Source organism: Mesorhizobium sp. P160187, from assembly GCF_057766425.1.
Genome location: NZ_JBYMDX010000004.1, coordinates 1,267,800 through 1,280,295 on the forward strand (window position 1 = coordinate 1,267,800; position 12,496 = coordinate 1,280,295).

Sequence of the window (12,496 nt, forward strand, 5' to 3'; positions counted from 1 at the left end):
GCCCATTTTGCAGAACTTGACGCACACAACCTCAAGCTGCCAATCTCCCTCCTTGCGGGGGATGGCCGGCAGGCCAGAGGGGGGTGCTGTCCCGCCGACGCTGCCAAGGCGATCGCCCCTTTCCTGATAGCTACAAGCGAGCTATCAGACCGCTGCCAGCGCCTGCGTCAGGTCGGCGGTAAGATCGTCCGGATGCTCGACGCCGATCGACAGCCTGACCGTCGTCTCCAGCACGCCGATGCGCTGGCGCACGTCGAAGGGAATGCCGGAGTGCGTCATCGCCGCCGGGTGGCTGGCGAGTGACTCCGTGCCGCCAAGGCTCACCGCCAGCTTGAATATTTGCAGCCCGTTGAGAAAGGCGAAGGCCGCCTTCTCTCCGCCCTTGATATCGAAAGAAAATGTCGACCCGGCGCCGCTGCATTGCGCCTTGTAGGCCCGTCCCGCTGCCGTATCCTCGCCCAGGAACGGCAGGTAATGCACCTTCTCGACCTTGGCGTGATCGCGCAGGAATTCGGCCACGAGCCGCGCATTGTCGTTGGCGCGCTCCATGCGGATGGACAGCGTCTCCAGCGAGCGGCCGAGCATCCAGCAGGAATGCGGGTCGAGCTGCGTGCCGATGGCGCCGCGCAGCGCCTTGATCGGCTTGGTCACCGCCTTGCTGCCCATCGCCGCACCGGCGATCAGGTCGGAATGGCCGCCGACATATTTGGTCAGCGAATAGACGGAGACATCGGCGCCATGTTCGATCGGCCGCTGGAACACCGGGCCGAGCAGCGTGTTGTCGCAGACGATGATCGGCGTTGATCCTTGGCTTGCGCCGATCTCGTCGGCAATCTTCCTGATCAGCGCGATATCGACCAGGCTGTTGGTCGGATTTGACGGCGTCTCGATGAGGATGACCGACACACGCCCCTTTGCCACCGCAGCATCCGCAGCCGAGCGCACCGCCTTCTCGTCGACGCCGTCGGCAAAGCCGACAGCGCCGATGCCGAAGCCGGACAGCGTGCGCGTCAAGAGCGTCTCGGTGCCGCCGTAAAGCGGCTGCGAATGCAGGATGACATCGCCCGGGCGGGCATAGGCGAGCAGCGTCGTGGCGATCGCCGACATGCCCGACGAGAACAGGATGCAGGCGTCCGTTCCCTCATAGACCGCCAGCCGGTCCTCGACGATCTCCGAGTTGGGGTGATTGAAGCGCGAATAGACCAGGCCGGACGCCGTGCCGCTCGGCGGCTCCTTGCGGCCGGATGTGTAGTCGAAGAAGTCGCGCCCCTCCTCCGCCGATTTGAACACGAAGGTCGAGGTCAGGAACACCGGCGGCTTGACGGCGCCCTCCGACAGCTGCGGATCGAAGCCATAGCTCAACATCAACGTTTCCGGATGGAGCTTGTGGTTGCCGATGTGGGTTTTCGACGGGCGCGGCGCGGTCATGGCTTTTCCTGCATCTGGAGGAGTCTCGTGCAGCAATTTATGCGATCCCGGTCCACCAGTCCTTGCTATTTTGGGCCTCGCATGGCTGCATCCCGGCAACAAATTGCCGAGCGAGAGCAAAAGTGCAGCAGAAGATAGCCGACGATTTCGACCGCAAGATCCTGCGCGAGCTGCAGGCCGACGCCCGCATCACCAACAATGAGCTTGCGGAGCGCATCGGCCTGTCGCCGTCGCCATGTTTGAGGAGGGTACGCCGGCTGGAGGAGGCCGGCATCATCAGGGGCTATACCACGCTGGTTGATCCCTCAGCCTTCGGCTGGAACATGGTCGCCATCGCCACCGTTCGGCTCAGCCGCCAGAACGAGGACGAGATCGTCATGTTCGAGGACGCCATCCGCGGGTGGGAGGAGGTGCTGGAATGCCACCTCGTCACCGGGTCGCGCGACTATGTGCTGAAGGTGGTGACCGGCAGCCTCGAACAGTACGAGCGCTTCATCAAGGAAAAGATCGCGCGGCTGAAATGCGTCGCCTCGATTGAGACCAGCTTCGTCATGAACACCATAAAGGAACGGCGCCTCTGACATTGGGTCAAAGGCGCCGCTCTCGAGGTCGAAATTGCCTGGCCAGGCTTATTTGATCGCCTTGTCGGTGATGGCCGTGGTGTAGGCGCCGGTCGGCGCCTTGGTGATGATCTTCTGGTCGAGCAGCGCCTTGGCGGTGCGCTCGTAGGTCGCCGGGTCGAGCTTGCCGTCGGCATTGTCGATCAGCTTGGCGACTTCGCTCATCATCCGCTTCTGGTGGTTTTCGTCCTGGCCACCGCCGTCCATGACAATGCCCGCGGCCTCGTCATTGTTGTCGATGGCATATTTCCAGCCCTTCATCGAAGCGCGCACGAAACGCACCATCTTGTCTTCGAAAGCCGGATCCTTGAGCTTGTCTTCCGAGGCATAGAGCCCGTCCTCAAGCAGGTCGTTGCCCATCGCTGAGTAGTTGAACACGGTGAGCTGGTCCGGCTTGTAGCCGGCATCGATCAGCTGCCAGTACTCGTTGTAGGTCATGACCGAAATGCAATCCGCCTGCTTCTGGATCAGCGGCTGCACGTCGAAGCTCTGCTTCAAAACCGTGACGCCGTCCGGGCCGCCTTCGGTCTTCAGGCCGAGCTTGTTCATCCAGGCGTAGAAAGGATATTCGTTGCCGAAGAACCAGACGCCGAGCGTGTGACCCTTGAAATCGGCTTCGGTCTTGATCGGGCCGTCCTTCGGGCAGACCAGCTCCATACCGGCCTTCTTGAACGGCTGGGCGATGTTGACCAGCGGCACGCCCTTTTCGCGCGCGGCGAGCGCCCCGCCCATCCAGTCGACGATGACGTCGGCGCCACCGCCAGCGATCACCTGCTCGGGTGCGATATCGGGACCGCCCGGCTTGATGTCGACGTCGAGGCCTTCGGCTTCATAAAAACCCTTGGCCTTGGCGACATAGTAGCCGGCAAACTGCGCCTGCGTGACCCATTTCAGCTGCAAGGTCACCTTGTCGGCGGCCATTGCCTGGAACGCGGCCAGCGACATCGCGCCGGCCAGCATCGGAATGATCAGTCTTTTCATGTTTTACCCTCTGAAGTTAACACCCGAACCCACCGCCCTATCCACCACGGACAGAGGGATGCCAAAACGTGACGGCTCTCTCGACGAGAGCGACCACGCCATAAAAGACCGAACCCGCTAGTGCTGCAACTGCGATTTCGGCCCAGACCATATCGATGTTCATCCGCCCGACCTCGGTCGAGATGCGAAAGCCCATGCCGACCACAGGCGTGCCGAAGAACTCGGCGACGATGGCGCCGATCAGCGCCAGCGTCGAGTTGATCTTCAGCGCGTTGAAGATGAAGGGCGCTGCCGCCGGCAGCCGGAGCTTCAAGAGTGTTGGCCAGTAGCCCGACGCATAGGTGCGCATCAGGTCGCGCTCCATATGGCCGGAGGCGGCAAGACCGGCAACCGTGTTCACCAGCATTGGGAAGAAGGTCATGATGATGACGACCGCGGCCTTGGACGGCCAGTCGAAGCCGAACCACATCACCATGATTGGCGCCACACCGATGATCGGCAGCGCCGAGACCATATTGCCGATCGGCAGCAGACCGCGGCGCAGGAACGGCACGCGGTCGGCCGCAATCGCCACCAGGAAGCCGGCGCCGCTGCCGATGACATAACCGAAGATCACCGCCTTGAAGATGGTCTGCCTGATATCGGCGCCGAGCACCGGCAGGGAACTGGCGATGCGCACACCGATGGCGCTCGGCGGCGGCAAAAGGATGAAGGGAATGCCGGCGCCACGAGTCACCGCTTCCCATATGATCAGGATCCAGGCGCCGAAGATCGCCGGGATGATGAGGCGCAGCGCCATCCGCGCCCCTTTTGCCATCGGGCGAAGCCCCGACAGCACCGCCACACAGCGCCAGGCCAGCAGCCAGGCAGCGGCGAGCAGCAGGAAATACGGCGCCAATGCCGTGCCTTCGAAACCTGTAATGCCCGAGATCAGCATCCAGGCGACGAGATGAGCGCCGATGAACAGCACCGCAGACTCGGCCAGCGGCGAAATTCTGATCATCGAGATCAGCCCTGCCAGCACGGCCAGGCCGATCATCGGGGTCTTTATCCCGAAATAGGGGTAGTCGAAGCTTGCCGTCGGGTCTGCAAGGGCGGCCCCTTCCGGCTTCGACATCGCACCGAGCGCGACGGCGAGGAGGCACAGCGCAACCGCCAGCACGGCTTGCCAGGAGGGCTTCAGCCAGTTCATGCCGGCCTCCCGCCCATGGCGCGGTCAACGAGGCGCCCGGCTATGCCGACCACCATGACCAGAAGGGCCGCCACCACCGAGCCCGCCACAAGGGCGGACCAGATGTCGATGGACTGGCTGTAATAGGCACCTGCCAAAAGCTTGGCGCCGATGCCGGCGACAGCACCGGTCGGCAGTTCGCCGACAATGGCGCCGACCAGGCTCGCCGCCACCGCCACCTTCATCGAGGTGAACAGGAACGGCACCGAGGCCGGCACCCGCAGCTTCCAGAAGATCTGCGAGACACTGGCATTGTAGGTGTGCATCAGGTCGAGATGCATGAGTTCGGGCGAGCGCAGGCCCTTCACCATGCCCACCGTCACCGGGAAGAACGACAGGTAGGTCGAGATCATCGCCTTTGGGATCAGACCGCTGATGCCGATCGCCCCCAGCACGACGATGATCATCGGCGCCACCGCCAGAATGGGAATCGTCTGGGAGGCGATGATCCACGGCATCAGGCTGCGGTCGAGCGTCGCCACATGCACGATGCCGACCGCGATGACGATGCCGAGCGCCGTGCCGAAGGCAAAGCCGAGCAACGTCGACGACAGGGTCACCCAGGCATTGTAGACGAGGCTTCGGCTCGATGTGATGGGCCGCAGGAAGGTGTTCTCGAAGAAGTTCACCGCCACCTGATGCGGCGCCGGCAGCGTCGGCTTGGGCTGCGACAGCGTCTTGCCGATGAATTCGCTCAAGGTATGGGTTTCGCCGGCGCGCCGGTCGAGGTCGCGCTGGAACGGCGCGTTTAGGATGACGGCGAAGACATACCAGAGCACCACCATGCCGAGGAGGATGGAGGTCACGGGGATGAGTTTTTCGCGGAAGGTGTCCATCTAGCGCGCCTCGCCAGCGGGGCGCCCTCCTCTCCCCAACGGGGAGAGGGTGGCCGGAGCGAAGCGGAGGTCGGGTGAGGGGGTAGAAATCTTTCCGTCGAGACAAGCCAAGATCGTATCCAGGACCGCTCGGCGCTCAGCCAAAACTTCGTGATTCCAGAAGCGCAGAACCGAATAACCTTGTCCGTTCAGCCAGGCTGTCCTGGCGGGATCGGTCAGTGAATCCGCGTGTTGGCTGCCATCAAATTCGACAATCAGCCCCTGCTCGCGGCAGACGAAGTCCGCGATGAAAGGTGCGAGCGGCACTTGCCGCACAAATTTGTAGCCGTTGAGATGACGTCCTCTCAATTCCCCCCAAAGCCGGTATTCAGCTTCGGTCTCGTCAAACCGCAGCTTTCGGGCGCGAGCGGTTGCCCCGACATTTCTCTTGGTCGGATCCGTCGGCGCCGCCCCCTCACCCGACCTCCGCTTCGCTCCGGCCACCCTCTCCCCGTTGGGGAGAGGAGCCAGCCGGTCGTTCGCCCCCTCAATCATCATAGCTGTGCCCTGCCCGCAACCCATCGCGCACCCTGGCCGCGATCGCCAAAAATTTCGGCGTCTCGCGGATATCCAGCGGCCGCTCCTTTGGCAGCGTCGATTCGATAATGTCGGTAACCCGACCTGGGCGCGGCGACATGACGACGATGCGCGTCGACAGATACACCGCCTCGGGGATGGAATGGGTGACGAAGCAGATCGTCTTGTTGGTGCGTGCCCACAATTCCAGAAGCTGTTCATTGAGATGGTCGCGCACGATCTCGTCCAGCGCGCCGAAGGGCTCGTCCATCAGCAACAGGTCGGCGTCGAAGGCGAGCGCGCGGGCGATCGAAGCGCGCTGCTGCATGCCGCCGGAAAGCTGCCAGGGGTATTTCTTCTCGAAGCCGGAGAGGTTGACGAGCTCCATAGTGCGCTTGATGCGCTCGGCCTGCTCCGCTCTCGAAAGGCCGATGATCTCCAGCGGCAGCGCCACGTTACGCTCGATCGTGCGCCACGGGAAAAGGGCTGCCGCCTGGAAGACGTAGCCATAAGCGCGTTTCTCGCGCGCCTGTTCCGGCGTCATGCCGTTGACCGAGATCGTGCCCGATGTCGGTTTTTCCAGATCGGCGATGACGCGCAGCAAGGTGGTCTTGCCGCAGCCCGATGGGCCGATGAAGGAGACGAACTCGCCCTTGCCGATGGTCAGGTCGACATTGGAGAGCGCCTCTACCGGACCGTCATTGGTCTGAAAGGTAAGGCCAAGTCTGCTTGCCGAGACGACGGCTGGCGATTGTCCCGTCATCGCTTGCTGCCTGCCTCTCGCAGCCGCCCAGGATGAAATGCCGTTGCATTCGCGTTGATGTTGCTTTCCACTCGTCCAATCCCACCCACTCGACGCCCGGAGCCTTGCCGATGTCGCCCAAACCCACTTGTCACCTTATCCGTCCTGAAAGCACTTATGAAGGCAAGCAGGGATTGACCTATTTTGCCGGCATTGCAGCCGAGACGGTCGGCTCGTCCGGCATCTGCATGCATCTGCTCACCCTGCCGCCTGGCGCCCGCGCCAAGGCGCATCTGCATGAAAGCCATGAGACGGCGATCTATGTGCTCTCGGGCGAGGTCCACACATGGTATGGCGACAGGCTCGAGAACCACATCGTCGTCAAGGCCGGCGACCTCTTCTACATCCCGGCCGGCGTACCGCATCTGCCGGCCAATCTGAGCAACGCCCCGTCCTCGGCCGTCATCGCCCGCACCGATCCCAATGAACAGGAAAGCGTCGTCCTGTTGCCGGAACTGGATGCGCTGGTGGCCTGACGCTGACGGGACTGCCGTCATTTGCACCGCGCCACTTCGCCCATGACATTGCCGTCGTCATCGGCGACGGTCAGCTTCTTGGCGTTCCTGGCGCTGCGCTTGATGGTGAATTTCGTCGGCTCCTGCCCCTTTTCCCCTTCCGCCTCGCATGTCGCTGTCACCACCAGCGAACCATCAGCCTGCGCTTGCTTCTCCAGGAAGGTGCAGGCGCTGGCGGCGGTGACCAATGCCTCGTCGGTCAAAAGCAGCATCCGATCGGCGGCGACTTCCTGGCCGTTGCGGTTGATGCAGCCATATTTGTCGCCATAGGGCTTGGACAGGTCGATGCCTGCCGCAAGAGCCTGACCCGCAGCCAGAACGACTACCATCGCAACAGACGGCCCCAATCCGCGCACGCTCATTCCCCCAAATTCAACGTCACGAACACGGCAGCAGCGGCCCCATTTCTTCGAGGCCGGGGATGGTCACGAAGAACCCACCCTCGCCCTTGTTGGTGACCACAACGGTTTCAGCCGTCGTCCCCGCCTCGCCTTCGGCGGAACAGGTCGCATCAAGTGATTGCGTGCCCGGCGCCCACGTCAATTGCTGCGCGAACCGGCAGCCGCTGCCATAGGTCTCGATGCCTTCGGCGGTCAGCACGATATAATCGTCGCGGCCCTGAAAGCCGGCCTTTGCAAAGACACAACCGGCATCGTTGCCCCAGAAGCCCACCAGCCTCTCGGCCCCTGTTGCCGGACCAGCGACCACCATCGCCACGACCAGTGAAATGAGCGCCCCCGGGCTCCGCAACGTCAAACGCCTGTCGCCGGAATGCCGGTGCGTTCGACCTTGCGCGGCGCGGTGATGTCCTTCCAGGTCGATAGAGCCCGGTTGACCGCCGCGTTCGGCTCGCGGGCGACGAATTCGCCATGGCCGGGCTTGGCCTTGACCTCCGCTTCCTCGACCGACAATTCGCCGCGCGAAAAGACGAAGCGCGGCAGGCCGGTCACCTCAAAACCTTCGAAGACGTTGTAGTCGATCACCGATTGCTGCTTCTTCGAGGTGATGGTCTTCTTGGCGCTGGGGTCCCACACCACGATGTCGGCGTCCGCGCCTTCGACGATGGCGCCTTTCCTAGGATATATGTTGAGGATCTTGGCGATGTTGGTCGAAGTCACCGCGACGAACTCGTTCATCGTCAGCCGCCCGGTGTTGACGCCCGTCGTCCACAGCACGGGCAAGCGGTCTTCAAGCCCGCCGGTGCCGTTCGGGATCTTGGTGAAATCGCCGACGCCATTGCGCTTCTGCTTGGTGGTGAAGGCGCAGTGGTCGGTCGCCACCACCTGCAGCGATCCCGCCTGCAGGCCGGCCCACAGCGAATCCTGGTGCAGCTTGTTGCGGAAGGGCGGGCTCATGACGCGGCGCGCCGCATGGTCCCAATCCTTATCGAAATACTCGCTTTCATCCAGCGTCAGATGCTGGATCAGCGGCTCGCCGAAAACCCGCATGCCCTTCTGGCGGGCGCGGCGGATGGCTTCGTGGCTCTGCTCGCAGGACACATGCACGACATAGAGCGGCACGCCGGCCATGTCGGCGATCATGATGGCGCGGTTGGTCGCCTCGCCTTCCACTTCCGGCGGCCGCGAATAGGCGTGTCCCTCGGGGCCATTATTGCCGGCGGCGAGCAGCTTTTGCGACAGCGCCGCAACCACGTCGCCATTCTCGGCATGCACCAACGGCAGCGCGCCGAGATCGGCGCAGCGCTGGAACGACGCGTACATCTCGTCGTCGTCCACCATCAGCGCGCCCTTGTAGGCCATGAAATGCTTGAACGAGGTAATGCCTCTGTCGACGACGGTGGCCATCTCGTCGAACACCTGCTTGCCCCACCAGGTGATCGCCATGTGGAAGGAGTAGTCGCAGGCAGCCTTCGAGGTCTTGTTGTCCCACATCTGCAACGCTTCCAGCAGCGATTGCTGCGGCGCCGGCAGGCAGAAATCGACCACCATCGTGGTGCCACCGGAAAGGGCCGCACGCGTCCCGGACTCGAAATCGTCGGCCGAATAGGTGCCCATGAACGGCATTTCGAGATGGGTGTGCGGATCGATGCCGCCCGGCATGACGTAACAGCCGCTGGCGTCGAACTCATGGTCGCCATGCAGGTTCGAGCCAATGGCGACGATCTTGCCGTGCTGCATCAGCACATCGGCCTTCCAGGTGCGGTCGGCGGTGACGATGGTGCCGTTTCGGATGACTTTGGTCATTGTCGTGTTCCCTTGTTCTCTTCGCGCTTCTTGTGAGCGTCGTTTTGAATACAGATCTTAGTTCACGCCACGATCCCCGCTGTCTCTACCACCGCATGGAACAGCACGTCGGCGCCGGCGCCGGCCCATTCCTTGGTGATTTCCTCAGCCTCGTTGTGTGACAACCCGTCAACGCAGGGGCACATCACCATGGCGGTCGGCGCAACGCGGTTGATCCAGCAGGCGTCGTGGCCGGCGCCGGAGACGATGTTGCGGTGGGAATAGCCGAGCCGATCGGCGGCGTCGCGGATCGCCTTGACGCAGCCGGCATCGAAGGTGACCGGATCGAAAGCGCCGACCTGCTCGACCTTGTACTGGATGTCGAGCGCCTCACAGATTGTGTCGATGCCTTCGCGTATGCGCCCATCCATCGCGTCCAGCACTTCCTTCTCGGGCGAGCGGATGTCGATGGTGAAGACGGTGCGCCCGGCGATGATGTTGCGCGAGTTCGGAAACACCTCCATGTGGCCGACCGCGCCGACGGCGTCGGGCTGGTAGTCCATGGCGATCTCGTGCACCAGTTCGATGACCCGAGCCATGCCGAGCCCGGCATTACGGCGCTTGGGCATCGGGGTCGAGCCGGTATGCGCCTCCTTGCCGGTCAGCGTTACCTGCAGCCATTTCAGGCCCTGGCCGTGGGTGACGACGCCAATGTCGATGCCTTCGTCCTCGAGGATCGGCCCCTGCTCGATATGCAGTTCGAAGAAGGCGTGGATCTTGCGATCACCGACTTTCTCGGTGCCTTTCCAGCCGATGCGCTCCAGCTCCTCGCCAAATTTCCTGCCCTGTTTATCAGTGTGCTGATACACGTCCGCCTGATCGAGCACACCGGCGAACACGCCGGACGCCATCATAGCCGGGGCAAAGCGCGAGCCTTCCTCATTGGTCCAGTTGGTAACGACGATCGGATGCCTGGTCTGGATGCCGAGATCGTTAAGCGAGCGAATAATCTCCAGCCCGCCGAGCACGCCGAGCACGCCGTCATATTTGCCGCCGGTCGGCTGCGTGTCTAGATGGCTGCCGACATAAACCGGCGGCAGGCTGGGATCAGCGCCTTCCCGGCGGGCAAACATGGTGCCCATTTCGTCGAGCCCCATTTCGAGCCCGGCCGCCTCGCACCAGCGCTTGAACAGATGCCGTCCCTCGCCGTCCTCGTCGGTCACGGTCTGGCGATTGTTGCCGCCGGCAATACCGGGGCCGATCTTCGCCATCTCCATGATGGAATCCCACAAACGGTCTGAATTGATTCGCAGATTCTCGCCCGGGGCGGCCATGCTCTAAAACCTCATCGGTTGCGGGGCGGCGGCGTCCCCCTCCCCCTCGAGGGGAGGGTGGCCGCGAAGCGGTCGGGTGGGGTCGCCCGCGACGCGCGCGACCTTCTCTTTGACCACCTGCGCGACGTGCCAAGCGCTGTTTATGACATCGGGCTCGTCAACACGGAAGACTTCAAATCCGAGCGATCGCAGATAAGCATCGCGAACGGCATCGTGCCGCCTACCCCTGTCGTGTTCGTGCATGTCGCCATCGACCTCAACGATCAGCTTCACCGTCAAGCAGGCAAAATCCACGATGTACGGGCCAATCGGGCACTGACGGCGAAACTTGATGCCGGCTGATTTCAGGTCCCGCAGTTCATACCACAGCAGCGATTCTCCCTTGGTCGCGTGAATTCGAAGCGCTCGCGCCTTTTGGCGCATTTCGAAGCTCACGCGGGTACGGGGCATCAGGAGCGGCCTCGGAACAAAAGAGCGGGTCGGCGTCCGGTCGCACCGACCCCACCCGACCGCTTCGCGGCCACCCTCCCCTCGAGGGGGAGGGATATCCGAGCCCGGTTTGTCAATCGATCGCCCTCAGCACTTCTCTGACATGGTCGATCAATTCGTTGATCTGGCCCTTGGTGATGATCAGTGGCGGCGACAGCGCGATGATGTCGCCGGTGGTGCGGATCAGCGCGCCGCGCTCGAACGCCTTGACGAAGGCCGAGAAGGCCCGCTTGGTCGGGCTGCCGGCGATCGGCGCCAGTTCGATCGCGCCGATCAGGCCGATATTCCGGATGTCGATGACATGCGGCTCGCCCTTCAGCGAATGCAGCGCATCTTCCCAGTACGGCGCCAGTTCCTCGCCACGGGTGAGCAGGCCCTCTTCCTTGTAGGTGTCGAGCGTGCCGAGTGCGGCGGCACAGGCGATCGGATTGCCCGAATAGGTGTAGCCGTGGAAGAACTCGATCATGTGCTCGGGGCCGGTCATGAAGGCGTCGTGGATTTCCTTCTTCACGAACACCGCGCCCATCGGGATGACGCCGTTGGAGACGCCCTTGGCGGTGGTCATGATGTCGGGCGTGACGCCGAAATAATCCGCTGCGAACGGCGCGCCGAGACGGCCGAAACCGGTGATGACCTCGTCGAAGATCAGCAAAATGCCGTGCTTGGTGCAGATCTCGCGCAGTTTCTGCAGATAGCCCTTCGGCGGCAGGATGACGCCGGTGGAGCCGGCGACCGGTTCGACGATGACGGCGGCGATGGTCGAGGCGTCATGCAGGGCAACGATGCGCTCCAGCTCGTTGGCGAGTTCCGCGCCATATTCCGGCACGCCCTTGGAGAAGGCGTTCTTTTCCGGCAGATGCGTGTGCGGCATGTGGTCGACGCCGCCGAGCAGCGTGCCGAACATCTTGCGGTTGGTGACGATGCCGCCGACCGAGATGCCGCCGAAATTGACGCCGTGATAGCCGCGTTCGCGGCCGATCAGGCGGGTGCGCGCGCCCTCGCCCTTCACACGGTGATAGGCGATCGCCATCTTCAGCGCCGTTTCGACCGATTCCGAACCGGAATTGGTGAAGAAGACATGGTCCATGCCCTTGGGCGCGAGATCGACCAGGCGGTTTGCCAGTTCGAACACGATCGGGTGTCCCATCTGGAAGGCCGGCGCATAGTCGAGTTCGGCCGCCTGGTGCTGGATCGCTTCCGTGATCTTGGGACGGCAATGGCCAGCATTGACGCACCAGAGGCCGGCGGTGCCGTCGAGCACCTTGCGGCCGTCGCTGGTGGTGTAGTGCATGTCCTTGGCGGACACGAACATGCGTGGCGCCTGTTTGAACTGCCGGTTCGCGGTGAACGGCATCCAGAATGCGCTGAGATCGTTCGGCGTGACTTTCAGCCGGTTGGACATGACCAAGACTTCCCCTTGTAACCTGTTTCGGTGCGGCTAACGCTTGGTCTTTCCAAAGCTTGGTCTTTGCTGCGTTTTCATGCTACGCAAATTTTTGACCGATTGGACAAACGTTAGCAC

The 12,496-nt window shown here is 62.8% G+C and carries 14 protein-coding genes; 2 read left to right on the forward strand and 12 right to left on the reverse strand.

The features are described 5' to 3' along the window. Positions 1-144: 144 nt before the first annotated feature. Positions 145-1,428: a cystathionine gamma-synthase family protein gene (locus tag AC3CCE_RS23190; RefSeq protein ID WP_352513777.1), complete on the reverse strand. Its 1,284-nt coding sequence runs from the start codon at positions 1,426-1,428 to the stop codon at positions 145-147. Positions 1,429-1,550: 122 nt separating this feature from the next. On the opposite strand from AC3CCE_RS23190, the gene AC3CCE_RS23195 reads away from it, so the two are divergent. After that, the gene (locus AC3CCE_RS23195) at positions 1,551-2,009 is read left to right on the forward strand and encodes an Lrp/AsnC family transcriptional regulator (RefSeq protein WP_023690839.1); all 459 of its coding nucleotides are present in this window, start codon (positions 1,551-1,553) and stop codon (positions 2,007-2,009) included. A gap of 48 nt (positions 2,010-2,057) precedes the next feature. On the opposite strand, the gene AC3CCE_RS23200 is transcribed toward AC3CCE_RS23195, so the two are convergent. From AC3CCE_RS23200 to AC3CCE_RS23220, 5 genes are read right to left on the reverse strand one after another with little or no spacing between them, the layout of a single operon-like run. Continuing rightward, entirely contained in the window at positions 2,058-3,029 is a 972-nt protein-coding gene (locus tag AC3CCE_RS23200; RefSeq protein ID WP_023682178.1) for an ABC transporter substrate-binding protein, read from the reverse strand. A 37-nt stretch (positions 3,030-3,066) separates the two neighbouring features. Continuing rightward, positions 3,067-4,221 (reverse strand): ABC transporter permease, encoded by a 1,155-nt coding sequence (locus tag AC3CCE_RS23205; RefSeq protein ID WP_352627472.1) that lies wholly within the window; start codon positions 4,219-4,221, stop codon positions 3,067-3,069. Beyond that, positions 4,218-5,096: an ABC transporter permease gene (locus AC3CCE_RS23210; RefSeq protein ID WP_352627470.1), complete on the reverse strand. Its 879-nt coding sequence runs from the start codon at positions 5,094-5,096 to the stop codon at positions 4,218-4,220. The genes AC3CCE_RS23205 and AC3CCE_RS23210 overlap by 4 nt, the downstream gene beginning before the upstream one ends. Then, positions 5,097-5,633, reverse strand: coding sequence for an endonuclease domain-containing protein (locus AC3CCE_RS23215; RefSeq protein WP_488377204.1), 537 nt, complete (start codon positions 5,631-5,633; stop codon positions 5,097-5,099). Further along, positions 5,623-6,414, reverse strand: a complete 792-nt coding sequence (locus tag AC3CCE_RS23220) for an ABC transporter ATP-binding protein (RefSeq protein WP_352499712.1) — start codon at positions 6,412-6,414, stop codon at positions 5,623-5,625. Before AC3CCE_RS23220 ends, AC3CCE_RS23215 begins: the two co-directional genes overlap by 11 nt. Before the next feature lie 110 nt (positions 6,415-6,524). Between AC3CCE_RS23220 and AC3CCE_RS23225 the strand changes: the two genes are divergently transcribed. After that, positions 6,525-6,929 (forward strand): cupin domain-containing protein, encoded by a 405-nt coding sequence (locus tag AC3CCE_RS23225; RefSeq protein ID WP_031193071.1) that lies wholly within the window; start codon positions 6,525-6,527, stop codon positions 6,927-6,929. A 17-nt stretch (positions 6,930-6,946) separates the two neighbouring features. Here AC3CCE_RS23225 and AC3CCE_RS23230 read toward each other — a convergent pair whose 3' ends face one another. From AC3CCE_RS23230 to aptA, 6 genes are all read right to left on the reverse strand, one after another. Next, positions 6,947-7,297: a hypothetical protein gene (locus AC3CCE_RS23230; protein WP_352499710.1), complete on the reverse strand. Its 351-nt coding sequence runs from the start codon at positions 7,295-7,297 to the stop codon at positions 6,947-6,949. A gap of 49 nt (positions 7,298-7,346) precedes the next feature. Next, positions 7,347-7,640, reverse strand: a complete 294-nt coding sequence (locus AC3CCE_RS23235) for a hypothetical protein (protein WP_245260981.1) — start codon at positions 7,638-7,640, stop codon at positions 7,347-7,349. Positions 7,641-7,720: 80 nt separating this feature from the next. Beyond that, positions 7,721-9,172 (reverse strand): dihydropyrimidinase, encoded by a 1,452-nt coding sequence (gene hydA, locus AC3CCE_RS23240; protein ID WP_352627481.1) that lies wholly within the window; start codon positions 9,170-9,172, stop codon positions 7,721-7,723. A gap of 62 nt (positions 9,173-9,234) precedes the next feature. Then, the gene (locus AC3CCE_RS23245) at positions 9,235-10,485 is read right to left on the reverse strand and encodes a Zn-dependent hydrolase (RefSeq protein WP_023690832.1); all 1,251 of its coding nucleotides are present in this window, start codon (positions 10,483-10,485) and stop codon (positions 9,235-9,237) included. Between the two features lie 3 nt (positions 10,486-10,488). Beyond that, the gene (locus AC3CCE_RS23250; protein ID WP_352761936.1) at positions 10,489-10,935 is read right to left on the reverse strand and encodes an endonuclease domain-containing protein; all 447 of its coding nucleotides are present in this window, start codon (positions 10,933-10,935) and stop codon (positions 10,489-10,491) included. 112 nt (positions 10,936-11,047) lie between these two features. Next, positions 11,048-12,376 carry an omega-aminotransferase AptA gene (gene aptA, locus AC3CCE_RS23255; protein ID WP_023687994.1) on the reverse strand — a complete coding sequence of 443 codons (1,329 nt, stop codon included), beginning with the start codon at positions 12,374-12,376 and terminating at the stop codon, positions 11,048-11,050. Positions 12,377-12,496: the final 120 nt, after the last annotated feature.